General features: G+C 64.3%; 19 protein-coding genes. 11 read left to right on the forward strand and 8 right to left on the reverse strand.

Annotated features, from left to right (window positions below):
* Positions 1-466: 466 nt before the first annotated feature.
* The 10 genes from mcrB to MEMAR_RS01840 all read left to right on the forward strand — a co-directional run bounded on the left by mcrB (position 467) and on the right by MEMAR_RS01840 (position 10,660).
* Entirely contained in the window at positions 467-1,771 is a 1,305-nt protein-coding gene (gene mcrB / locus MEMAR_RS01795) for a coenzyme-B sulfoethylthiotransferase subunit beta (RefSeq protein ID WP_011843218.1), read from the forward strand.
* A 16-nt stretch (positions 1,772-1,787) separates the two neighbouring features.
* A complete protein-coding gene (gene mcrD, locus MEMAR_RS01800) occupies positions 1,788-2,267 on the forward strand; it encodes a methyl-coenzyme M reductase operon protein D (protein WP_011843219.1) in 480 nt (159 codons plus the stop codon).
* 76 nt (positions 2,268-2,343) lie between these two features.
* Complete coding sequence (gene mcrG, locus MEMAR_RS01805) at positions 2,344-3,108, forward strand: coenzyme-B sulfoethylthiotransferase subunit gamma (RefSeq protein WP_011843220.1); 765 nt, start codon at positions 2,344-2,346, stop codon at positions 3,106-3,108.
* A gap of 5 nt (positions 3,109-3,113) precedes the next feature.
* Positions 3,114-4,820, forward strand: a complete 1,707-nt coding sequence (gene mcrA, locus MEMAR_RS01810) for a coenzyme-B sulfoethylthiotransferase subunit alpha (protein WP_011843221.1) — start codon at positions 3,114-3,116, stop codon at positions 4,818-4,820.
* A gap of 862 nt (positions 4,821-5,682) precedes the next feature.
* The gene (dinB, locus tag MEMAR_RS01815; protein WP_011843223.1) at positions 5,683-6,765 is read left to right on the forward strand and encodes a DNA polymerase IV; all 1,083 of its coding nucleotides are present in this window, start codon (positions 5,683-5,685) and stop codon (positions 6,763-6,765) included.
* Between the two features lie 52 nt (positions 6,766-6,817).
* The gene (locus tag MEMAR_RS01820) at positions 6,818-7,648 is read left to right on the forward strand and encodes an SDH family Clp fold serine proteinase (protein ID WP_011843224.1); all 831 of its coding nucleotides are present in this window, start codon (positions 6,818-6,820) and stop codon (positions 7,646-7,648) included.
* A gap of 240 nt (positions 7,649-7,888) precedes the next feature.
* Positions 7,889-8,212, forward strand: coding sequence for a KOW domain-containing RNA-binding protein (locus MEMAR_RS01825; RefSeq protein ID WP_048063714.1), 324 nt, complete (start codon positions 7,889-7,891; stop codon positions 8,210-8,212).
* A 171-nt stretch (positions 8,213-8,383) separates the two neighbouring features.
* The gene (locus tag MEMAR_RS01830; protein ID WP_245526634.1) at positions 8,384-8,698 is read left to right on the forward strand and encodes an HNH endonuclease; all 315 of its coding nucleotides are present in this window, start codon (positions 8,384-8,386) and stop codon (positions 8,696-8,698) included.
* Positions 8,699-8,807: 109 nt separating this feature from the next.
* Positions 8,808-9,647 carry a tetratricopeptide repeat protein gene (locus MEMAR_RS01835; protein ID WP_011843227.1) on the forward strand — a complete coding sequence of 280 codons (840 nt, stop codon included), beginning with the start codon at positions 8,808-8,810 and terminating at the stop codon, positions 9,645-9,647.
* A 152-nt stretch (positions 9,648-9,799) separates the two neighbouring features.
* Positions 9,800-10,660, forward strand: a complete 861-nt coding sequence (locus MEMAR_RS01840) for a MerR family transcriptional regulator (protein WP_011843228.1) — start codon at positions 9,800-9,802, stop codon at positions 10,658-10,660.
* Positions 10,661-10,670: 10 nt separating this feature from the next.
* Here MEMAR_RS01840 and MEMAR_RS01845 read toward each other — a convergent pair whose 3' ends face one another.
* A complete protein-coding gene (locus tag MEMAR_RS01845) occupies positions 10,671-12,152 on the reverse strand; it encodes an alpha-amylase family glycosyl hydrolase (RefSeq protein WP_011843229.1) in 1,482 nt (493 codons plus the stop codon).
* A 39-nt stretch (positions 12,153-12,191) separates the two neighbouring features.
* Positions 12,192-13,403 (reverse strand): NAD(P)/FAD-dependent oxidoreductase, encoded by a 1,212-nt coding sequence (locus tag MEMAR_RS01850; RefSeq protein WP_011843230.1) that lies wholly within the window; start codon positions 13,401-13,403, stop codon positions 12,192-12,194.
* Between the two features lie 129 nt (positions 13,404-13,532).
* On the opposite strand from MEMAR_RS01850, the gene MEMAR_RS01855 reads away from it, so the two are divergent.
* Positions 13,533-14,735, forward strand: coding sequence for a radical SAM protein (locus MEMAR_RS01855; RefSeq protein ID WP_011843231.1), 1,203 nt, complete (start codon positions 13,533-13,535; stop codon positions 14,733-14,735).
* Between the two features lie 29 nt (positions 14,736-14,764).
* Here the strand turns inward: MEMAR_RS01855 and MEMAR_RS13235 are convergent, their stop codons facing one another.
* The 6 genes from MEMAR_RS13235 to MEMAR_RS01885 all read right to left on the reverse strand — a co-directional run bounded on the left by MEMAR_RS13235 (position 14,765) and on the right by MEMAR_RS01885 (position 22,904).
* Entirely contained in the window at positions 14,765-15,964 is a 1,200-nt protein-coding gene (locus tag MEMAR_RS13235) for a DUF2795 domain-containing protein (RefSeq protein ID WP_011843232.1), read from the reverse strand.
* A gap of 202 nt (positions 15,965-16,166) precedes the next feature.
* Complete coding sequence (locus tag MEMAR_RS13280) at positions 16,167-17,747, reverse strand: DUF2795 domain-containing protein (RefSeq protein ID WP_011843233.1); 1,581 nt, start codon at positions 17,745-17,747, stop codon at positions 16,167-16,169.
* 151 nt (positions 17,748-17,898) lie between these two features.
* On the reverse strand, positions 17,899-19,206 hold the full coding sequence (locus MEMAR_RS01870; RefSeq protein ID WP_011843234.1) for a methyl-coenzyme M reductase glutamine C-methyltransferase: 1,308 nt from the start codon (positions 19,204-19,206) through the stop codon (positions 17,899-17,901).
* 46 nt (positions 19,207-19,252) lie between these two features.
* Positions 19,253-19,930: a hypothetical protein gene (locus MEMAR_RS01875; protein ID WP_011843235.1), complete on the reverse strand. Its 678-nt coding sequence runs from the start codon at positions 19,928-19,930 to the stop codon at positions 19,253-19,255.
* Positions 19,931-20,019: 89 nt separating this feature from the next.
* Positions 20,020-21,102: an ABC transporter permease gene (locus tag MEMAR_RS01880; protein ID WP_011843236.1), complete on the reverse strand. Its 1,083-nt coding sequence runs from the start codon at positions 21,100-21,102 to the stop codon at positions 20,020-20,022.
* Positions 21,099-22,904 (reverse strand): ABC transporter, encoded by a 1,806-nt coding sequence (locus tag MEMAR_RS01885; protein ID WP_011843237.1) that lies wholly within the window; start codon positions 22,902-22,904, stop codon positions 21,099-21,101. The genes MEMAR_RS01880 and MEMAR_RS01885 overlap by 4 nt, the downstream gene beginning before the upstream one ends.
* Positions 22,905-22,954: the final 50 nt, after the last annotated feature.

Consider the following 22,954-nt stretch of genomic DNA (forward strand, 5'->3'; position numbering starts at 1 on the left):
ACCTGGTTCTCAGGAAATCCTCTCCAGAGGGAGGTAGAATTATATATTTTTACGTCCCACTTTAATGACTGGGTACAGCTGAATACTTTTCAAGAGTAATAACTTTAATTATTGCTATTAGTGTTGTTCCACGTAATATTTAATATGTCTCTTTTGCAGACCCTTCTTCGGGACGATAACGCCTGACGGGCCGCGGAGAGAAATCCTTTTTAATGATCGAGTTCAATTATTTGAACTATTGAATCCCGATTTTAAAATATCCAATTAGGAATATAATTGATATTAATATTACTTTTTGCAAAAAAATCCGTCTTATTTCGCAAATTTTATTAATAACTCTCCTTCTACTCTTATAGTCCCTTTTGGGACGTGCAGTAGCGGCCTTCAGGGATCCGGAGCGGGTGTTTGCCCCGTGATCTCTTGCATGAACGGAACGTATTGAACAAGGGTAAAAGGATGAAATACTATGGCTAAATACACGGAAACAATCGATCTCTATTCTGATGACGGGAAGCTGCTCAAGAGCGGCGTCGCCCTCGACAGAATCAGCCCGCTGGTTAACCCGGCCACAGGTAAGATCATCGACCTGACCAAGAGAACGATCAGCGTAAACCTTGGCGGCATCCAGGATGCACTCAAGGTTGGCAAGCTTGGAAAGGGCAAGATCAAGGGAAGAGAACTCGATCTCCCCATCATGGAGAACAAGGACGCGATCGTCGCCAAGATCAAGGAGATGATCCAGGTCGAGGAGGGTGACGACACCGAGATCATGGAATTCAACGGTGGAAAGCTCCTGCTTGTCCAGGTTCCGACGAAGCGCCTGGTCAACGCGTCCACCTACGATGCCGCGATCACCTCGGTTGCAGCCGCGACCACCTTCTCGATCGTCGACCAGTTCAACATCGACGCCTTCAACGCATCCACCGTCAAGGCGGCTTGCTGGGGCAGTTACCCCCACACGCAGGACATGGAGGGTGCACTCGTTACGTCGATCCTGACGATCCCCCAGAACAACGAGGGTATCGGCTACGCGCTCCGGAACATCCCCGTCAACCACACCGTCATGATGACCGGCAGGAACGCCCTGCAGGGTGCAGCACTCTCGTCCACCCTCGAGACCGCCGGTATCTTCGAGATGGGATCCGCCGTCGGGCCGTTCGAGCGTGCCCAGCTGCTCGCCTACGCCTACCAGGGCCTGAACGCGAACAACATGGTCTACGACCTCGTCAAGGCAAACGGCCAGAACGGCACCGTCGGTACCGTCGTCCAGAGCCTTGTCGAGCGCGCCATCGAGGACAAGGTCATCGCTCCGGGCAAGAAGGGCGGGTACTTCCAGTTCTACGACACGAAGGACCCCATGCTCTGGAACGCCTACGCCGCCGCAGGAACCATGGCAGCCACCATCGTCAACTGTGGTGCCGGACGGTTCGCCCAGGCGGTCTCCGCGACGCTCCTCTACTTCAACGACCTGCTCGAGCACGAGACCGGTCTCCCGAGCACCGACTACGGCCGTGTCATGGGTACCGCCGTCGGGTTCTCGTTCTTCAGCCACTCGATCTACGGTGGTGGCGGCCCCGGTATCTTCAACGGTAACCACGTTGTGACCCGGCACGCAAACGGTGTGGCTATCCCGTGCGTGGTCGCCGCAGCGGCGCTCGACGCCGGAACGCAGATGTTCTCGCCCGAGAGCACCTCCAAGCTCTTCGCCGACACCTACGGTAAGATCGACGTCTTCAACAAGCCGATCGACCAGATCGCAAACGGAGCCTGAGCGAGCAGAGATTCGAATGACGAACGCCGCATTTCCGCAACTCAGGATTGTGCCCGTACGGATGCTCAAGCCTGAGACAGCAGAACGCCTGCTCAATATGCTTGCCTGCGTCGCCGGCATCCGCCGAATGATGATTCACGGGCCCGGCCTGCCGAAGGTTGTCCCTTACGGGCCGGCACGGGGGAGCCCGAACCCTCACTCCGACCGCAGAGCGATCCGCGTCGCCGACGCCGAGATTGCGCTGCGCGTCCAGGTGGGCATGGTCATCCTGGAGGTCGAGGACGCTTCCGTCATCGAGGAGGTTCGGTCGCTCTGCGACGGCTTCTTTGTGGAGTTCCCCTACCTGCTCCAGGAAGGCAGGTTCATGAAGACCGCCCCGACGCTCGTGGACTACGCGAAATATGGGCCGGACGCCGATACATCGCTCGTCGGTCTCACGGATCCCCGGAATGGGGAGAAACCGGTGGTTATCCGGACGGAACAGTGTGGCGCATAAATCACGGAAATATGGCTGAAACTCATTCAAGACAGGAAATGGATAAGATATCAATCACTTTGAGGTGAATGGAAACATGGCATACAAGCCCCAGTACGGTCCCGGGACATCGATTGTCGCCGCGAACCGGCGCAAACAGATGGACCCCAAACAGAAGCTTGAGAAGGTTCGTTCAGTAACGGATGAGGACATTGTGCTGATCCTCGGCCACCGCGCTCCCGGATCGGCATACCCGACGGCTCACCCCCCGCTCGCCGAGCAGCAGGAAGTCAACTGCCCGATGCGCAAGCTCGTCAAGCCCACCGAAGGTGCGAAGGCCGGCGACCGCGTCCGCTACATTCAGTTCGCGGACTCGATGTTCAACGCCCCCTCGCAGCCCTACCAGCGGACCTACACCGAGATGTACCGCTTCCGCGGTATCGACCCCGGTACGCTCTCCGGTCGTCAGATCGTCGAGTGCCGCGAGCGTGACCTCGAGAAATACGCGAAGGATCTCATCGAGACCGAGATGTTCGACCCCGCTCTCGTCGGCATCCGCGGTGCGACCGTGCACGGTCACTCGCTCCGTCTCGCTGAAGACGGCATGATGTTCGACATGCTCCAGAGGAACGTCCTCGGCGAGGATGGTATCGTCAAGTACGTCAAGAACCAGATCGGCGAGCCCCTCGACCGTGCGGTTGCCGTTGGCAAGCCCATGGACGAGAAGTGGCTCAAGGCCCACACGACGATCTACCACTCGCTCGTAGGAACCTCGTACCGTGACGACACCGAGTACATCGAATACGTCCAGCGGATCCACTCGCTGAGAACGAAATACGGCTTCATGCCGAAAGAGGAGTGATTACAATGGCAAAGATTGAAAGATCCCAGAAGCTCTTCCTGAAGGCTCTCAAGGAGAAGTTCCAGGGTCAGGACGTCGAGTCCGAGACCGCTGAGTTCTACAACTTCAACGGCGTCCGCCAGTCCCCCCGTAAGATGGAGTTCATGAAGGCAAGCCGCGCCGTCGAGATGGACCGGGGTATCTCCATGTATGACCCCGAGCGCTGCCACCTGGGCGGTATCCCGATGGGCCAGCGCCAGCTGATGACCTACGAGGTCTCCGGCACCGGCGTCTTCGTGGAGGGCGACGACCTGCACTTCGTCAACAACTCTGCAATGCAGCAGATGTGGGATGACATCAGGAGAACCGTCATCGTCGGGATGGACCTCGCCCACCAGACACTGCAGAAGCGTCTCGGTAAGGAAGTTACCCCCGAGACGATCAACGAGTACCTCCACATCCTGAACCACGCGATGCCCGGCGGCGCCGTCGTCCAGGAGCACATGGTCGAGACCCACCCCGGCCTCGTCGATGACTGTTACGTCAAGGTCTTCACCGGCGACCAGGAGCTCGCAGATGACATCGAGCCCCAGTTCCTGCTGAACATCGAGAAGCTCTTCCCCGCGAAGCAGGCCGAGGAACTCAAGGCCGAAGTCGGCAAGAGCATGTACCAGGCGATCCACATCCCGACCGCGGTCTCCAGGACCTGCGACGGTGGAACGACCTCCCGGTGGTCTGCGATGCAGATCGGTATGTCCTTCATCGCTGCGTACCGGATGTGCGCCGGTGAAGCGGCCGTCGCCGACCTCTCCTACGCTGCAAAGCACGCAGGCGTCGTCCAGATGGGATCGATCCTGCCCGCCCGGCGTGCCCGTGGCCCGAACGAGCCCGGCGGTATCAAGTTCGGTCTCTTCAGCGACATCATCCAGGCGAACCGCAAGTACCCCAACGACCCCGCAAAGGCCTCCCTTGAGGTCGTCGGCGCCGGAACCATGCTCTACGACCAGATCTGGCTCGGCTCCTACATGTCCGGCGGCGTCGGCTTCACCCAGTACGCAACCGCGGCCTACACCGACAACATCCTCGACGAGTTCACCTACTACGGTATGGACTACGCCAAGGACAAGTACAAGGTCGACTGGAAGAACCCGAGCCCGAGCGACAAGGTCAAGCCGACCCAGGAGATCGTCAACGATCTCGCAACCGAGGTCACCCTCAACGCCATGGAGCAGTACGAGCAGTTCCCGACCATGATGGAGGACCACTTCGGCGGGTCCCAGCGTGCCGGTGTCATCGCCGCCGCGTCCGGTCTCACGACCTCCATCACGACCGGCAACTCGAACGCCGGCTTAAACGGCTGGTACCTCTCCATGCTCCTGCACAAGGACGGATGGTCGCGTCTCGGCTTCTTCGGCTACGACCTGCAGGACCAGTGCGGTTCCGCGAACTCCCTCTCCATGGTCTCCGACCGTGGTCTGATGGGCGAACTGCGTGGTCCGAACTACCCGAACTACGCGATGAACGTCGGACACCAGGGCGAGTACGCCGCCATCGTCGGTGGTTCCCACTACGGCCGCGGCGATGCGTTCTGCTACAGCCCGCTCGTCAAGGTCTGCTTCGCCGACCCGAGCCTGAGGTTCGACTTCGCCGAGCCCCGCCGCGAGTTCGCGAAGGGTGCAATCCGCGAGTTCATGCCCGCCGGCGAGCGTTCGCTCATCATCCCGGCGCGGTAAACAACTCCATAACCCTTTTTATTTGCACGTCCTCATAATCCGCGATCGCAAGCATTCCTGCCGATCAGCTGGAGAAGGTGGAGCGAGTGGTCCTCACTCGCCCACGTATTATGAGGTTGAGTGTTCGTATCATGATGTATGCTGTTTTTATAGCGGAACGTCGCATTTGCCGGGTTCCCCGTCCGTAAAGAACCCGTCTCGGTCGCCGGGAGGCGCGCGGGGGTTGGGATGGGGTGCGTGGTGGTGGGCGAAACCCCTGTTGCAAAGATGCTCCACACCCTGGGTGCCTGGAGGTTCAGGCAAGTGTAAGGCTCGAGGGAAGCCCGAAAACGGATTTTTGCGACAGGTGTGGAAATGGATTCATGGGAAACGCCCCATACACTGGACCGTGAGGATATCGCCATGACTGCCCCCGCCCCTTGGGGCGGGGAACAACTGCTGGAACAGCAGGAGTTTGAGCACCGAAGGTGCGGAGGAGGAGCGCGAAGCGCGGGTGGGGTGGGGGTTACACACTACTCTAAGAGATGGAGACAGGGGAGGGGGTATGCTCCCCCCTCCCCACCTGACGGTGGTCGAACTCCGGGCGTTCCGCCCATCGCACTCCCCGTCAGCCCCACCTCGCACCTTCGGTGCTCGAACTCCGCTCCTGCGGAGCGTCGTTCCCCAAAAGGCGATATCCCCTCGAAATCTGTTTTCGGGCTTTCACAGATCATCGCCGGTATGATCAGGGGAAGCCGCTCCCGTCCCATATCCGGCACCCGCGCAAACCTCTCTCACCCCTGCACTTTCGCCCCGCGCCACCAAACCCCCTATATCGCCGGACTCCCAACACTCCCGTAAGAAACCGGGAGGACTTCATAGAGTGACAACCGGCAGCCGCATCGTCCTGCACGTGGACATGGATAGTTTCTTCGCCTCCATCGAGGTCCGCCGCGACCCGTCCCTTGCCGGGAGGCCGGTGATCGTGGGCGCCGACCCGAAGGGAGGAGCGGGCCGCGGGGTCGTGAGCACCTGCTCGTATGAGGCCCGTCGCTACGGGGTGCATTCCGGCATGCCGATCTCCCGGGCATTCGACCTCTGCCCGCACGGCGTTTACCTCCCGGTGGATCGCCCGTTCTACGCCAGCGTCTCGGTAGAGATCATGGCGCTCCTCTCCCGGCACGCCGGGCGCATCGAGCAGGTGAGCATCGACGAAGCCTACCTCGACGTCAGCGATGCCGGGAGTTTCCCCGCGGCGGGAGCGCTTGCCGCCGCGATCAAGCGGGAGGTCCGGGAAGAGACCGGGCTCACCTGCTCGGTTGGGGTCGCTCCGGGCAAGGCGGTGGCGAAGATCGCCTCCGACTTCCAGAAGCCGGATGGACTGACGATCGTCCGCCCGGACGAGGTCGCCGGGTTCCTTGCCTCCCTGCCGGTAGGGAGGATCCCCGGGATCGGAAAGAAGACCGGTGAAGACCTCCGGCAGGCGGGCATCCTGACCGTCGGTGACCTTGCACGCCGCGATGTCCAGGAGGTCATCGCCCGTCTGGGGAGATCCGGCGTCCGGGTGCACCACCTCGCCCGGGGCATCGACGACGGCGAGGTTCAGGGCAGGGAGGGGTGCAAATCCATCTCCCGGGAGACGACGTTTGAAGCGGACACCGCCGACCCACCCGTCCTCGCGGGAACCCTCGCAGAACTTGCGGATGATGTCGCGGAGACGCTTCGCGCCGATAACCTCCGGTGCCGGACCGTCACCGTTAAGGTCCGGTACCGCGGCTTTCAGACGCATACCCGGTCGCGGACGCTCCCGCGGTTCACCAGTGACCCGGAGACGATCCGGCGGGCCGCATCCGGCCTGCTCCTGCCGTTCCTCAACGGGGAACCCGTCCGCCTTATCGGGGTCAGGCTCTCGATGCTCGAGGGCGGGTGCACCCGGCAGGCGTCGATCGATGAGTTCTTCTCCTGAACCGCCCCGCGGAGCGAACCTTCTTTATTGGGGATGCGCATTACGCTCCGGCATGCCCGACCTCTGGACGGTGCTCCTCGCCGCCGTCATTCTCCTCCTCTTCGCGGTGCCGGTCGTCCAGCAGCAGGTGACCCGGGCCCGCCGCCTGCGGGCGATCCAGGATCTCGAAGCCGGGCGCCGGACCCGGGTCGTCGCCCTCATCCACCGGCAGGAGCGGATCGGCTTTCTGGGCATCCCGCTCTTTCGCTACATCGACATCAACGACTCCGAAGAGGTCCTCCGGGCGATCCGGCTCACCGCCCCGGAGATGCCGATCGACCTCATCCTTCACACCCCCGGCGGCCTGATCCTCTCGTCGGAGCAGATCGCGATGGCGCTCCGGCGGCATAAGGGGAAGGTGACGGTCTTCGTCCCGCACTACGCCATGTCGGGCGGGACGCTCATCTGCCTTGCGGCGGACGAGGTGGTGATGGACGAGAACGCCGTGCTCGGCCCGGTCGACCCCCGGATCGGGGAGTACCCGGCGGCTTCGCTCCTGCGTGTCCCGCGCCTGAAGCCCCCGGAGGAGATCGATGACGAGACGTTCGTCCTGGTCGACATCGCGGCGAAGGCCCAGACCCAGATGCGGGAGTTCGTGGCCGATCTCCTCCGGGAACGGATGGACGCCGGGCGTGCGGACAGCCTCGCGCGCCTGCTCTCCGGAGGAACGTGGACGCACGACTACCCGATCACCTTCGAGCAGGCCCGGGAACTCGGGCTCCCCGTCACTTCAGGCATGCCCGCCGGGATCTACCGGCTGATGGACCTCTTTCCCCAGGCGATGCCCCGCCGCCCGTCGGTAGCCTACGTCCCGATCCCCTACCGGGAGGAGAAGAAAAGATGACGTTTTGCCGTCATTCCCTCCCGGATCGCTGGAAATGTCGGCAGAAGCTATTTTGATGTCTGGAAGTCAACACCACTCTGTTTGCGGCACGCACCCGCGGGGTTTCCGTGGGTGCGGGGCCGGCAGGAAACGGTAACAATGACTTCGACCATAACGCGTACACTGCTCGTCTGTCTGTTTTTTGCGGCGGTACTGCTCTGTGCAGGATGCACAGAACAACAGTCTTCCCCGGGAGAGGCGATGGATGCGGAGTTCCGGGGCGAGACCGCCGGTTACGACGACCGTGTGGAGTTCCGGTTCGTCCCGGACACCGATGAACCGGGAGCCTACAGCGCTACCTATACGATCGAGCGGGACGTCTCGTGGGGAACGACGATCGAGACCCGCGAGAACGTGCAGTACGAGGATATCTCCCGCGCCGACCCCATCGAGGTTGTCGTCCCACGCGAGGCCCCCTCGGACGGGGTAGCGCTTGAGATCGAGATCCGGAACTCTGCAGGTGACGTCCTGCACCGGAGCCGGACGTCCGTAGCCCCCGCGACACCCGTCCCGACACCGTCGTGATCCGCGGGGACAACCCACCCCTTATCCCGTCCTAAAACCCACCTTCTTCTGATCGTGAGCACCGACCTTCAACTGAGTCTGGACGCGTTTGACCGCTCAAAACCTCCCCTCTGCGGGGATAATCCCGGCCGGAACGGTTTCCGCCGGCTCTGCCGCCAATGCCCTTTTGCCGTGAGGGACGGAACCGTCGTCTACTGTGAACGGTTCGAGATCCCCATCCGGGCGCGGGACAAGTATACCCTGCGGCGATGGAAGGAGACGCGTAGCGGTGTGCTTGAGCGCGACGGGAACAGGTGCACCGTCTGCGGCGGAGAGCAGGATCTCCATATCCACCATATCGACCGCGATCCCACGAACGATGTTCCGTCAAACCTCGTCACGCTCTGCGATATCTGCCATGCCCGGGTACATACCGAGCTCCGCCGCGAGGGCGGGATCGGACGGGTGGCGCGGGTGCTTCCGGCGGCGCGGCGTCGTTTGGAGTGACGCACCCGGCAGGACTCTCCCGAAACCCGGCAGGTCTACCTGCCGGGTCCGGCTACAGGGGTAACGGTTATATTATATGCGCGCTACCAGTTGCGTGACCATGGGGGGAATGTCCGGCGTGAGCATTACAGAGAGACTCTTCGGCAGGAGCGAACCCGAAGGCCGGGAAGGCGCCTGCACCGATTCCACAGTGAGCAGAAAAGCCGTCTCCCTTGCGCAGCAAGGGCGGTTTCCCGAGGCAATCGATTGTTTCGACCGGGTACTCGAATCCGACCCGGCAAACGTGAAGATGTGGAACAACAAAGGGGTCTTTCTCGATCTCCTCGGTAGGGACCAGGATGCACTGGACTGCTGGGAGAAGGCGCTCTCGATCGATCCCGAGTTTGCTCCCGCCTGGGTCTCCCGGGGGATGCTGCACCGGCGCCGCAACCGGCTCGAGGAGGCGCTCGCCTGCTACGACCGGGCGGTGGAACTCAACCCGGACTCTGCGGTCGCCTGGTACAACCGGAGCGGCGTTTTCGTCGCGATGCACCGGATGGATGATGCGGTCGCCTGCTACGAGCGCGTTCTCGCGATCGATCCCCACTTCGTGGCGGCCTGGACGGATCTCGGCTACGCTCACTTCCTCGGGCACCGGCACGAGGAGGCAATCGCCTGTTACGACCGTGCCGTCGCCGACGATCCCGGAAGCGTTCGGGTCTGGAGCCTAAAGGGCGGCGCCCTGTACGCGCTCGGGGAGTACCGGAAAGCGCTCGAGTGCTTCGATAAGGTGCTCTCGATCGACCCGAAGTACGCCGCCGGGTGGAGCATGAAGTGCAGCGTCCTCTACCACCTCGGGATGTACCGGCACGCGCTTGCGTGCGCCGATAAAGCGCTCGAGATAAATCCCACCTGCGAGCTGACCGGACAGGTCAGAAAGATGCTTCTCTCTCTTATCCAGAAGTGGTGACGGACCCATCCGTCCCTCCCGGATTTTTTCGGAAGGTTGACGCCTCCGACCGTCCAACCACGAATAACTGCGCCGGACGTCGGGAACTCTCCCCCGGGGGAGACTCCGACCGTCTATTACTACCCGGCGAAGCCAACAGGTGGATGTAATCCATGCCCGTCGATCAGATCCCTATCGGCACGTTCTCGCGAATCACGCACCTGTCGCAGAAAGCGCTCCGCCTCTACGACGAGCGGGGGCTCCTCGTCCCCGCGGCAAGAGACATCTGCACGGGGTACCGCTACTATACTTACGACCAGATTGAGCGGGGCATCCGTATCCGAAACCTGCTCTGGCTCGGGTTCGGCCTCTCCGAGGTGGAGGCCATCCTCGAGGCACGGGAACGTGGCGATGCCGCGATGATCCAGGAACACTTTGCACGGCGTCTCGCTGAGAACGAACGGGAGGCCGGCCGGCTGCATGCGATTGCAGGGGCCCTGCGCAAACAGCAGCAGGACCCGTTCAACGGAGGATTCAGTATGTCGATTACCGAACCTGTTATCAAGGATATCCCCACCGTGCGGGCGCTCAGCCTCAGGGAGCGGGGTATCTACCAGGAAACGATCCCGAGAATGATCCGGGAACTCTTCACGTACGTCTGTCCTGAAGACGGACGGCAGCCGGCTGCAAGGATCGCCGGGCCGATCATGTTCATCTGCCATGACGAGGAGTACCGGGAGACAGACGCGGACATCGAGGTGGCGGTCCCGATCACAGGGTCCGTCAGCCTCGACGGAACCGCCGTCGAGGTCGTGAACCTTCCGGGCGGCCGGTTCCTCTCGGTACTCCACACGGGCCCCTACCCCGGGGTCGGGAAGGCATACGAGCGGCTCTTTTCCTACATGAACGAGCACCGCCTCGTGCCGTCCGGCCCCTCGCGTGAACTCTATCTCAACGACCCCGCCGAGGTGCCGGAGGAGGAACTCCTGACCGAGGTCCAGTCCCCGGTAAAAGACCTTCCCCCGTCCCCCTGAAGGGGAGCGGTCACTCTCCCGCGACCTCGAAGACGTGGCGGCCCCACCCGGGGAGGTCCAGGTAGAGTCCGGGAGAGAGGAGCCCCTCGCCGTCCCGGTCATACCGTGCCTCCCCGATGAGATCGCGGAGCCGGACCGCCTTCCCCGTGAGGTCCGCCCAGGGGAGCGGGACGTAACACTGGCCCCGGTCGGGGGCGTAGTTGACGGCGACGAGGAAGCGCTGCTCCTCCCTCTCCCAGGCGAAGGCGACATATCCGTCGTGGGAGGGGTTCCCCTCCCATGCGGGGGTGCAGTCGAGGAGCCGCCACTCTCCGTCCCGGAACGCCGGCAGGCGCAGGCAGGCAAAAAGCCGCCGGTAGAACTCTTCTATGGCCGGGTCGGCCGGCTCCTCCGGGCCCCGGCAGAGGTGGACGGAGACCTTCTTGTGCCGCCCGGAAACCTGCCCCCGGTGAATGAACCGAAGACCCGGGCAGAGGAAGGCGAGGACGGCGGCTGCCCGGTGGCGGTCGGGCGGGAAGACCGCCGCCGCCCGGTTCTCGTCGTGGTTCTCGAGGAACCTGACGGATCTTTTCTGGTATTCAGGATCCGCCCAAAAATGCTCCCGCACCGGCCGGGCTGCCCCGTTTCGGAGCCGGTCGTAGAGGCGCTTGTCGTAGGTGTAGTCGAATCCCTGCTGCTGGAGCGTCCACTCGAGGTCCCAGTAAACCTCCGCCACAAAGGTAAACCCCGGGTGCTCTTTGTGGACGCCTTCGATTGCGCGGGGCCAGAAGGGTTCCGTCTCCCGCCCCCAGGTCCGCCGGAAGATCTCCGGGAGGACGAGCATCGCCATGTCGCACCGGAGGCCGTCGCACTGCCCCGCGACCCTCCGCAGTTCGGCGGTCATTGCCTCCTGCATGGCCGGATTGCCGTAATCGAGCTGCAGGGTGTCGGGCCAGCCGCCGGAGTAGGGGTCCCGGCCGTGGGCGAGGACGGCCGGGCCGCCGGGAAGGTTCACCCGGACGAACTCCTGCGGTCGGCGGGCGAGTTCCTCCTCCGTGCCGTGAACGTAGTAGTCCGGGCGATCCTGCACCCAGGGGTGGTCGGGTGCGGTGTGGTTCGGGACGAAGTCGAGCATCAGGCGGATCCCGTACCGGTGCAGGCGCTCGCGGAACCGGGGGAGTGCCTCCGGCTCCCCGAGGTCGGGGTGGAGGAAATAGCCGGCAACGGCAAAGGGGGAGCCGCAGATATCCTCCTCGCTAAGATCGGGGAGCAGACACCGGTACCCGGCGAGCCATTGCTCGTTCGAGCGGGAGACCCGGCGCCCGGCCTCCCCGGTCTCCCAGGCTCCCATGAGGTAGACCCAGGAGAAGCCGCACCCGGCCAGTTCCGCGAGCCGGGAATCGGGGATGTCGTCGAGCGTGAGGCGGCGCCCGGCCTCTCTGCCGAGGTGGCGGAGCAGGACGCGGGCGTTGACCTCGTAGAGGGCGGGGTGGCGTGGGGTATGGGTGTTCATGGCATCTCTCCCGGATCTCGGGGTGGATAGAGGTATCCCTTACCAGATAGCGGAATGGAGGTCGTCGTCACGCAAAAAACCCCGAAACGACCGGGTGCCCTGCACCGCGTCGATGACCAGGGTGTTCGTCGCCCGCATGAACGCCGCGAGCGGTGCATGCATCCGGGCGTCGAGGCAGCGGTAGACGAAGTTCCGGAGCGCTGTCTCCGCCCGCAGTTCGGGGATGAGGCGCCGGCGGAGGAGGGCGGTATAGGTCGCGGCGAGCGGTGCTCCGGCGGTAAGGTGGCGGTCGGCGGCGTGGGCGGCAAGTTCCGCCGTCCGGTGGGCGTAGAAGATCCCCTCCCCGAGGAGCGGGCCCGTAAACCCGCCTGCGTCGCCGACGAGAACCGTCCCCTCGTGGGCCGGGGAGGGGATGTAGTTCCCGAGCGGCAGGAGGTATCCAGCCGGTTTCCGGGCAGCGAACGCGGAGAGCCCGACGGACTTGAGGAACGCTTCGAACGTATCGCGGAGATTGCCACCGTTTGCCGATAACAGCCCCCCGATCCCCACGATGATCGCCTCCCTGTTCGGGAAGACCCACCCGTAGCCCCACCGGCAGGCGGCAAGGATCAGGTGAGGCGTGGCGAGGCCGTCATCCAGGCGGATCGGCCCGTCCTCGTTTACGAGCGTCTCCGCCTCCCTGCGGGGGATCGCAAGTTCCAGCGTCCACCCGAGGTTGTTTTGCCACCGCTTCCTGTCGACGACGCTCTGTGGGAGGGTGCGTCTGACCCGGCTGTGAACCCCGTCCGCCCCGATGATGACCCGGGCGGAATACCGGTCGCCGTCCGACGTCGTGACGGTCCGGCGGGCGTGGTCGATCCCTGCCGCTTCCGCGCCCGTGTGGACTTCCGCCCCTGCCCGTGCCGCCATCTTTGCAAGAAAAGCGTCGTAGCGTTCCCTGCCGGTGAAGTAGACCGGTTCATCAAGGTCTTCGGTGAGGATGCGGCGGCTCCCGATGTAGAGCGCGTACCCCGTCCCGGTGAAGTCGAGCAGCCCTGCCTGCCGGAGCGCGGGAACCGGGAGGGAAAAGACCCGGTCGAGAAACCGGACGGTCTTCTGGCTGAGGCACCCTCCGCAGACCTTGTTCCGCGGATATGTCCGCCGCTCGAGGAGCGCCACGCTGTGTCCGGCCTCCGCGAGCAGGCAGGCGGCGGTGCTCCCGGCGGGTCCGCCGCCGACGACGACCGCATCGTATTCGGGCCGACCCTTCATCTCCTCTCTCCTCGCGATGGTAGAGTCCGGTGGAGGTCATATCTCTTTCCCCCGGAAGAGGAGACCGGTCCCGGACACTTTCACCCTCCGCGGAACAGGCTCTTTTACTCACGGGCCGATGCTTCCGGTATGTCCGTCGCGGAGCAGAAACTCACCTATCTCACCGCTGCCGGGCGGTTCGACATCTGCAGCCCGGGCGAGTGCCTTCAACTCCTCCCGGTCGCGGTCGAGACCAGAGAGGTCTCTCCAGCGCCGGAAATTCTGCCCGTTCCGCTCGATACCCTTCGTGCATCCCAAGAAACCCCTGACGGTCTCGAAGACCCGAATGTGCGAACCGTGATCGCTCCCTATATCTCCTACAACCGCCGGACGGGCGGGTGCGGGCGGATGCTCAAGATGCTTCTCAACGGCACCTGCTCCTACGACTGCGCCTACTGCCCCGTCCGTCTTCAGCGGGAGCCGGCGAGTTTCTCCCCCCGGGAGTTCGCTGATACCTTCCTCCGCCTCTGGCGGGACGGACTCGTCGAAGGACTCTTCTTGAGCTCCGGCATCCCCCGGGATGTCGACTGCGTGATGCACGATCTCGTGGAGACGGGAGAGGTTCTGCGCCGCCGGGGCTACGGCGGCTACCTTCACCTGAAGATCCTTCCCGGCGCAACCCGGGCGGATATCCACGACGCCGCCCGCGTGGCCGACCGGATCAGCATCAACCTGGAGACGACGTCCCCCGACCGCCTCGGTGGCATCGCCGGGGTGAAGGATTACCGGCAGGATATCCTGAAACGCCAGTCCTGGGTGGCGGAGGAGAAGCCCGGCGGCCACACCACGCAGCTCGTCGTCGGGGCTGCGGACGAGACCGATGCGGAGATCCTTTCCTGCCTCGCCGACCAGTACCGCCGGGTCCGGCCTTCCCGGGTCTACTTCTCGGCGTTCCACTCCCTCCCCCGGACTCCCCTCGCATCGCACCCCGACACCCCGGCATGGCGGGCGCAACGGTGGTACCAGGCCGACTACCTGCTCCGGGACTACGGCATCACGGCCGACGAACTCCGGGCTGCCCTCGACGAGGAGGGTTTCTTCCCGAACCGCGACCCGAAGGCTGTTCTCGCGGCCGGGAGGATGCCGGTGAACGTCAACCTCGCCCCGCGCCGCGACCTCCTCCGCGTCCCCGGGATCGGGCCGAAGGCCGCGGACCGGATCCTCAGCCTGCGGAGAGTGCGGCCGTTCGCCTCCCCGGCCGACCTTGCGCGTGTCGGCATCCGGGGGAGGGCCGCCGCGCGTCATCTCACGTTCGGCGACCGGGATACCATCCAGACGAAACTTTTCCCGTAACTGCGGTTCCTTCCGAAAAAAAGGTAGGGTTATCTGACCTTCCCGAACTCCGTGCTCACGTCGGCGGCCGAATGGTATTTCCGGTCGGAGAAGCCCTCGATCGCCGCGATCACGGTCTCCGGCGCATCGTTCTTCCGGGCGTGGGCGATCAGGTCCTGCCTTCCCGCCGGGTAGTCTATGCCCTTGAGGTAGGCCTGCAGGTCGGCAGCCGAGATGTGCGTAAGCGACGGTGTCACCGTCCCGGTCTCCCGAACTTCCCCGGCCGGCGTCTCTATCCCGGTCGGCTGCCGGGTGCGTGCCTCACCGCCGAACTCCGCGCTCACGTCTGCGGCCGACCGGTACGTCCGGTCGGGAAATCCTCCGAGCGTCGTGAGCACGTTTTCCGGAGCACTCTTCTTCCGGGCGTGGGTTATGAGATCCTGCCTCCCTGCGGGGTAGTTCATCCCCGCAAGGTAGGTCTGCAGGCCGGCGGCCGAGAGGTGTCCGGGAGCCGGCCCCGTCGTCGTGGGCCGGGTCTCCATCGCGGCCGGCGGCTCTCTCCTGACCTCCTCGACGACGGTCTCGCGGGGCGCGGTCTCGACCCTGCCCTTTTCCACGTCCTCGGCCTTCATCATGGACTCAAGCGTCGGGGCATGAGCCTCCGTCACCGGCCGGGTTTCCACCTCCTCGACGACGGTCTCGCGGGGAGGAGCCCCCGTTACGGGCACCGCCGTCCGGGCCCTGCCTTCTTCCACCTCCTCGGCTCGTATCGCCATCCCTTCCCGGGGTGCCCGCTCCCGCACCTCCACCCGCTCCGTCGTGACGACCTCGCGGGGCGGCGCCTCCGTCCGGGTCACCGCCCGGGCCTCTTCCTGGCTCGGGGGACCCATGGGGCGTCTCGACTCGATCAGGCTCCAGTTCGCTTCTCTCGGCCAATCGCCCTCCGAGAACCCGGGTTCGTTCTCGAGCCGGTACTTGCTGATGTTCACCAAGAAGACATCGTCCCCCGGCCGGTAGACCATGGCCTCGATGGGAATCGCGAAGTGCTTCGCTCCGAGGCCGAACATGCCGCCTGTCCTGAGCACCGCGTACGCCACTCTTCCCGTGGGCAGGCCGACCCGCAGGCTCGAGATCTCGCCGAGATCGTAACCTTCCGGGTTCTTCACCCGCTTTCCTACGACATCTTCGGATGAGAAGAACTCCGGCCCCTCCGTCCTCCGCACCTGCTGCTCCAGAATCGTTTCAGCCATTGCAACCACCATATCCCTGGCGTGTATTCGAAGGCGATCATCACCTTCGCGCAGAGCGGGCGATGCGTGTTGTGACTATTTAACAGTTCCCCGGTTCCGGTACCGGGGTACCGGCGAAGCGTTCTCCGTCGTAGAATGGGCGTGCGGGGGAGGCCGGGAGGAGTGTTTCCCGGCTCCCGCCTCGAGCGGGGTTCAGCCCCCGTCACCTGAACTTTCCGAACTCCGAGCTCACATCGGCGGCGGACCGGTATGTCCGATCGGAGAAGCCCTCGATTGCCGTGATCACGTCCTCTGGAGCGTTGTTCTTCCGTGCCTGGGCGACGATGTCCTGTTTGCCTGCCGGGTAGTCCATGCCCTTGAGGTAGACCTGCAGATCGGCGGCGGAGAGGTGGGTGAGGGAAGGCGCTCTCGTCCGGGTCTCGGGCCGCTCCTCTCTCCTGACCTCCTTCGCAGTGACCCCGGGCTCCCGCCGTGTCTCCATCACGGCCGACTGCTCCCCGCGGACTTCGCTCCCGAACTCCGTGCTCACATCGGCGGCGGACCGGTATGTCCGATCGGAGAAGCCCTCGATTGCCGTGATCACGTCATGCGGGGCGTTGTTCTTCCGGGCGTGGGTCATGAGATCCTGCCTTCCCGCCGGGTAATCCATGCCCTTGAGATAGACCTGCAGGTCGGCGGCGGAGAGATGGGTGCGGGGCGGCACCATCCTCCGTGCCGCCGGTGCCTCTTCGTGGACCTCCTCCATCCTGGTCTCGTGAACCTCCCGTGCAGGCGCCTCGATTCCGGTCGGCTGCCGGGTTCGGGCCTCGCTCCCGAACTCCGCGCTCACGTCTGCGGCCGACCGGTACGTCCGGTCGTTGAAGTTCTCAAGTGCCGTGATCACGCTCTGCGGCGCATCGCGCTGCCGGGCATGGCTGATCAGGTCCTTTTTGCCTGACGGGTAGTTCATCCCCGCAAGATAGGTCTGCAGGCCGGCGGCCGAGAGATGCCCGGCGGAAGGCCCCGGAGTCATAAGCGATCGTTCGGCCTCCGTTACCGGCCGGGTCTCCATCGCGGCCGGCGGCTCTCTCCTGACCTCCTCGACGACGGTCTCGCGGGGCGCGGTCTCGACTATCCGCTCCCTGTGGACCGGCCTGACGCCTGGTTCCCGGGGTGGCGGGGCCTCCGTTGTCACCGGCCGCTCCTCGACGGGCTGCTCCGCCGGCTGCTCTCCCCAGCCGCGTGCGACCGTCTGGACGGGCGGAGGCGTCGGAACGACCCTCTCCCTGCCTGCGGGTGTGGTCTCCGCCGGTGCCGTCGCGCCTTTCACTGCTGCGCCGGTGGCCGCTGCTGCAGCCGTGCCCACCCCCCGTGACGGCGGAACCTCCCTCTCCGTTACCGGGGCCGTGGGTTCCGCTGCCGCACGTGCCGGGGGTGGTGTCCTGACCAGGCTCCAGTTCGCTTCGCGCGGCATCCTGTCCCGGGAAAACCCGGGAGAACTGTCCAGCGTCCGCTTGTTTGCATCCACGATAACACTCCTCTCCCCCGGGCGGGTGCGAACCGCCTCCCAGGGGATGGCGAAATGCTTCTCGCCGAACCCGAGGATGCCGCCATAGGAGAGCACGGCATACGCGATGCAGCCGCTGTCGCGATCTATCGCGACATCGCTGATATCGCCGAGGTTCTCTCCTTCCGGGTTTCGCACCTTGACGTCCCGGATGTCGTGCGCACGCATCAGGTTCACCGTCTCTTCCCGTGCGGGCCGCCGGGTCTCCAGCACCGATCCCATCTGTTGTTCAGCCATCGTATCTCCCTCCAACTCGTTTTTCTCGAAGAGGTTACCCCCTCAAGGCGGGGGAGTAGATGTTCGAGGATACTTAAGGGTTTCCGGCCCGGGCAAACCGGGCGGTGTCCGGCGGTAAAAAGAAGAAAGGGATAGGATGCCGGCCCGAACCTTACGCCCGGGCGTATCGGAGGATGAGTTCGGTCGCCGCCCTGATGTCCCGCCCCTGCTTCCTTGCCTCGGCGAGGTAGGTGTTGTAGACCTCGTCGGTCACGAGCCGCAGTTGCGGGCGGAAGAGATCGGCGTGCATCATCAGGTCGAAACACCGTGCCTCGCTCTCGGTGAGGCTGAGCGCCCGGTATTCCCCGGTATGCGGCACGAATGCCGGGTTTTTGTCGCGGGGCGTCCTGACCGCGAGGTCGGCGAGCGGTGTCGCGGGGATGGGTTCGGCGCTGCTCACGAAGACGTCGTCGAGAGAGAGTGCGGCGATGAGATCCTTCGTCGCCTCGTAGTCCCGCTCCGTCTCCCCGGGGTACCCGACGATGAAACTCCCCGCAACCCGAAGGCCGTGCTCCCGGCACCGTTCCACCGCCTCCTCGACCTGCCGGACGGTCGCGCCCTTGCCCATCAGCCGGAGCACCCGGTCGCTCCCCGACTCGATCCCGAAGAAGACCCACCCGATGGTGTACTGCCGGACAGCGCCCAGGATCTCGTCGCTGATGCAGTCGACGCGGATGTCGGGGGAGGAGACGTTTTTCGGCCCCATCACCTCCGCCATCGAACGGAGGAGGCCGATGAAGGCTTCCGGGTTCATCTCCCCACCGGTGGAGCCGTAGAGCGATCCGGTCCCCCCGGAGACCGAGAGCCTCGTCGCACCGTGCGCGGAAAAAGCCTTCACCTCCTCGACGATGCGATCAAGCGGCCGGCTCCGGATCGCTCTCCCGAAGAACCGGGGCACCTGGCAGAAGGTGCACCCCCCGATGCATCCCCGGTGGGTCTCGATGTAGGCGCTCGCCCCCCTGACGCTCTGGTTCCCGATGTCGTCCGGGATCAGGGGGAGCGGACGATCCATCGACGCCGGCGGAGCGGGCGGCGTCACGACCGGCCGCCCGGCGTCGAGGAACGCGATCCCCGGGAGGGCGTCCGACACCCCCTCCTCGACGAGGCGGATCACCGTCTCCTCGCCCTCGCCGACGACCACCGCGTCGGGAGCGAGTTCCCCGAGCACCATCTCCGGCGCGGCCGAGACCGGCCCCCCGACATAAACCAGCCCTCCGCGCTCGCGGTGAGTCCGGACCAGGTCCCGGATCGCGGGATCGAGGAGGTGCTGGGTCGAGAAGAGACTCATGAGCAGGACCGAATCGGCCGGCACGGCGGGCGTCCGGGTGAGGGTGACCCGATGACCCGCGTCGCGGAGGACGCCGCCGATCAGCATGGCGCCGTAGGTGTAGATGCCGGGGGAGAGGATCGTGATCTCCATGATACAGTATCGCCGGAACAGTATACAAAAGGTGGGGATCTGCCGGTCAGAGCGGCACGGGCTGCCTGAACCGCCGGGCCTCGGCGACGGTATGGGCGCCCCGGTCCGAGGCGGCGATCAACCGCGCCTGGAGCCGCATGATGTCGGCGATGATGGGCAGCGGGTTCTTCTCCAGCGTCTCCGCGACAACGGTGCGGGCCTCTCTGAACCTTCCCGCCCGGCGGAGCAGATCGGCGAGGACGGCTTCGTCCGTTCCCTCCAGGCCGGCCAGCCGCTCCCCCTTCTCCCACGCCCGCCGCAGGAGATCGGCGGCACGTTTCCGGCAGATCCGGGCGGGCACATCCTCCCCCTCGTCGTCGCAGACCCATGCGGCGTGGAGGGATGCCCACGCAGCCTGGGCCAAAAGACCGAGATCTTCCTGGATTATCGACCAGCAGAGGAAGGTGTTTGCGATATTCGGGAACTTCCGGGCGTCGAGTTGCCACCGATAGCGCGGGAGTTTCACCACGTCGGCCGCCCCCTCCGGGGCCTTGCCCGGGTCGGGTGCGCAGTAGCCACAGGACGGGCACCGTTTCACCCATGCATAGATGGTGGACCGCAGGGGTTCGGCGGGACGGGTATCGAGGTCGCGCGACCCGACGCAGCCTGCGGCCTCGGGAACGGTGAACCGGCAGGCCTCGCCGCAGACTGCGCAGGTGGTATTGAGGTGACGGAGGTGGGTCATCGATGGGGCCGGATAGCATATCTAATGATATATATTTTGCCCATAATGGAATGCGGTGAAATGGCGGCTCCACCCGAACCTCCTCCCCCTCACCGGGCTTGCGGGGCGGCCTCCCCGACCCGGCGGGCGTAGGCCGTTACGGTCCATCCGAGGAGCACCGTCGCGCCCGCGACCAGCGCGAGGATCAGCCAGTGGACGGGACCGGCGGTGTCCACCGCGAGCCTGACCATGAGGTTCAAGGGGTTGTATGGAACGGCCATGACGAGGAGGAAGACCACGACGAGCGCGGTCGAGAAGATGAACTGGGCGCTCGTCCGTTCGCGGTAGTGGAGCGCCACGAGAGCCCCGAGCAGGATGAGGAAGAGCCCGCCCACCGAGGCGTGGAGGAGGATCGCGGCGGCGTTATCGACCGCGATGCCGTTGAACCCGAGAAGGAGGAGCCAGGCTCCGGCCTGAACCGGAACCAGGACCTCACAGGCGGCAACCTTCCCCCAGACCATCTCCGCGAACGTGACCGGCGTCGACATGAGCGTCTCGAGCGTCTGGCGCTGGTACTCCTCGGTGATGAGATCGATGATCAGGGCGGCCGAAACGATCGCCGGGAGAAGGACGAGCAGCGGGATGAGAAGGCCGTAGACGAACTCGAAAAAGTTCTCGCCGCCGCCGGACTCGGGGAAGTTCAGCGAGACCGGGAAGGCGTTCATCCGGTCGGCCCGGATCTCTCTGAGTTCCTTCTCGTAGCCCTGGAGAACCTCTTTTACCTTGACGTTGATGACGCTCGACTGCAGGTCGTTCTGGATGAGGTAGAGCGTGACCGTGACCGGCCCCTCGGCGTCGGGCGGGGTGTCCGGGACGTAGACCACCGCCGAGACCTGCCGTTCGCGGAGCGCCGCAAGCGCCTGGCCGAGATCCATCCGGTGGAGGATGAGGTCGTCTCTCTTCTCGAATTCGTCGATGAGCGGTGATTCCGCGCCGGCGTAGCCGACGCCGTAGGTGATCGTCGAGTAACCCTCGATCGCCTCCGGGTCGTACATGGCGGTGAGCCCCACCATCAGAAACGACGAGAACATCGCGACGAAGACCTGCAGGAGGATTGCAAAGACGATCGTCTTCTCCGACGAGAGCCCGAAGAGTTCTTTCTTCGCGATAAGGCCGATATTTCGTGTATTCACAGGAGCGCCCCCATCAGGAAGTAGAGGTTGTAGAGGCTGTGCACCATACACGCCGCGATGAGCCCCGGCCCGTAACCCTGCCGTCCCCAGAGCAGGAGGAAGCCGCCGGTGACGAGCACTCCCGCGATGTGGAGGAGGAGCGGCATCCAGAGCACCTGGAGGGAGAGGAAGAGGACACTCCCGAAGATCGATTCGGTGATCTGGGCGAGCGTGGCAAGGAGGAGGAGTTTTTCTCCCGCGAGGAACCCGAACCCGATCGCGACCGCACCGAGGAGCAGGTTCCTCGGCGTCAGGAACCCGGGCCGCTCCCGTGCCACCGCATACAGCCCGATCGACTTCGCGAACTCCTCGATGAACGCCGCCGAGACGGTCAGGAGAACCAGGGAGAGCGGCATCGGGATGTTGAAGAAGAGGACGAGCGTCAGCATCTGGGCCATGAAGACGAACGGTATCGTGAAGGCGGCGAGCAGGAAGAGTGAGAGGTGCGGGTGATCCCGGCTTATCCCGCCCGAGACGAAGTCCGCGAGCCTTGAAGCAAGCGGTTTCTCCGAGAAGAGCCGCTCCTCCCGGAAGTTCGTGATGCCGACGTAGAAGAGGATGACGCTCGTTGCAAAGAAGAGTACCGTCGAGTAGACATACTCCATGGCGGTGAACCCGTCGCCCTGGATCTCGAGGACGACCAGGGTGAGGGGCGAGATGATGCTTATGACGTGGGTGTTCGCAAAGACCGTCGGGAAGAAGAGGTACGACGTGGCGAGGGCCGAGAAGAAGATCGAGACGAACGAGAGTTCTTTGAAACTCCGGGCGGCCATCCCGATGATCAGGGCGTTTGCGAGGAAAAAGAGAATGACCGGGATGAGCGGGAGGAGGATTGTCATCGGCGCCCCGGAAAAGAGGGTGATCGCGGCAGCGATGAGGATCATGATCGTGAAGTAGGGGAGCGCTTTACCGACGACGATTGCGGTCGGCCTCGCGGGGGTGGAGAGGAGCGCCTCGCCGGCCCTTCCCACCCGCTCGTTCATCACGCTCATCATGAAGAACTGCGAGGTGAAGTAGAGCGGGAAGATGAAGACGAATACCAGAATGATTGCATCGAAGGGAAGCGGTGGGGAGAGCTCCGAGGGCGTCCTGAACTGCTCCATGGCGGAGCCGCCCGAGATGACGCCGGTGTAGCGCTCGAGGGGGTGTCCGCTCCCGGTGTCGGCGAGGTGCTCCCGGAGGGTCTCCTCGGAGACGGGCATTGCCGACGCCGGCGGTGTCACCGCTTCGACCGGGCCCGAGGGGACGGGAGGTCTCCGGGCGTCCGCCGGGGCGCCGACCTGCTGCCCGCTCTGGGTCGCCAGAAAGTCGATCTCGCTCTTCACGTACTGGAGATCGATCCAGAGCGGGTAGGCGGCGAAGAGGTCGGGTTCTCCGGCGGCCACATGGGAGACGTAACCCTCGTAGTCGCGTTCGATCGTTTTCAGGGCCGCCCGCCCTTTATCCGTATCGGCGGCGTAGACTTCGCCGTTCAGGATGACGATGTCGTATGCGAACCGGTTCTCCCAGAGGGCCGCCCCATTGTCGAGGTAGGCGGTAAAACGGCTGTCGGGAGCGACGATCCGGGCGATCTCGGGGTCGTCGATACCGACGCGGTACATGCCGTCCTGCATATGGACGCCGCTCTGAGCGGCAAATGCCGTCACCAGCACCAGGAGGACGAGAAGCCCTGCCGCAAGCGGGAGGACGCTTCTCCCCATCGTGGTCATCGACCGGTTCATCTCCCAGGCGGCAATCGTCCGGATGGAGGAGGCGAGACTCATGGTAATCCCTGAAGGCTTCGGAGAACCATATCTCTGTGCAGCAACCTATT

Origin of the sequence: Methanoculleus marisnigri JR1 (assembly GCF_000015825.1) — an archaeon.
In the GTDB taxonomy this organism is placed as follows: Archaea; Halobacteriota; Methanomicrobia; order Methanomicrobiales; family Methanoculleaceae; genus Methanoculleus; species Methanoculleus marisnigri.